Below are 1,330 nucleotides of genomic sequence, written 5' to 3'. Positions count from 1 at the left end.
TGTAACAGTCAGTGAAAACTCAATCCAATCGTACGGTTAAAACCCATGGAACCCCAAACCGCCAATAGCAAAGCCGGCCTATCAATCCAAGTTTAGACGAAACAATCGAAACTCATCTGGCCGCCGGCCGCCGGTTTCCGGAACAAGTCGGTGCGAAGCGGCGGCAATCCGCGTTCCAGGCCGAGTTTTTTCCGGATTAGCCCGAAGCGTTGCCCGATCAAATCGGCATAAGCACCCTCGCCGCGTAAACGCCGATGAAAGGTCGGATCGTAGACCTTACCGCCGCGACTGTCACGCACCCGCTTCATCACGTGCTCCGCCTTCAGCGGGTAATGTTCGCGTAGCCATTCCTCGAACAAATCGGCCACTTCCAGCGGCAGGCGCAGCAGAATGTATTCCGCGCTGATTGCCCCGGCCCGGCTCGCGGCGGATACGATGGCTTCCAATTCATAATCGGTCAGCACCGGAATCAGCGGCGCGACCATCACGCCGACCGGCACACCGGCTTCGCTCAAGCGAGCCACGGTTTCCAAGCGGCGTTCGGGCGCGGCGGCGCGCGGTTCCAACGTCCGCGCCAAGCGGCGATCCAACGTCGTGATCGACAAGCACACCGACGCCAATCCTTGGCCGGCCATCTCGGCCAGAATATCGATATCCCGCTCGATCAGCGCCGATTTGGTGACGATGCCGACCGGATGTCGGGTTTCCCGCAGCACTTCCAAAATTTCGCGCATGATGCGCTGGCGGCGTTCCAGCGGCTGGTAGGGATCGGTATTCGTGCCCAGCGCCAGCGGCGCGCAACGGTAATGCCGCTTGCCGAGTTCTTCGCGCAGCAACGTCGCGGCGGCGGGTTTGACCAGGATGCGGCTTTCGAAATCCAACCCCGGCGAATAGCCCAGATAAGCGTGCGTCGGCCTGGCGAAACAATACACGCAACCGTGTTCGCAACCACGGTAGGGATTGACGGAACGGTCGAACGGAATGTCCGGCGAATCGTTGTAAGTGATCAACGACTTACTGGCATCAAGGATGATTTCAGTCGCCACTGGCGGCAAGTCGGCGTCCAGGCTTCCCCAGCCGTCGTCTTCTGCCTGGCTTTGCTGCTTTTCATAGCGGCCGGCGGCATTGCTGACAGCGCCGCGACCTTTGTGAATCAAGGGTTTGGACATGGGAACAACCAACGAAAGATGAGCACGGGTGCCTTGGCAATCAGCCCGGCCGACCGCGTTAGCTTGGCAAACGCTGGGTGGGGCGAATGCCGCCTATCTTGGCAAACTTCCAACTCGCGCGCAAAGCTTTTTCGGCCACCCAAATGCCGCGCCGCAAAGCG

The 1,330-nt window shown here is 60.0% G+C and carries 1 protein-coding gene; it reads right to left on the bottom strand.

Annotated features, from left to right (window positions below; translation table 11 throughout):
- Positions 1-92: 92 nt before the first annotated feature.
- Positions 93-1,169 (bottom strand): PA0069 family radical SAM protein, encoded by a 1,077-nt coding sequence (locus AC3B8H_RS21400; RefSeq protein WP_488443525.1) that lies wholly within the window; start codon positions 1,167-1,169, stop codon positions 93-95.
- Positions 1,170-1,330: the final 161 nt, after the last annotated feature.

The organism is Methylomonas sp. BG-2 (assembly GCF_057766305.1).
Note: the sequence above shows the minus strand (reverse complement) of the source record. Positions and strands in the feature narration are given on the sequence as shown.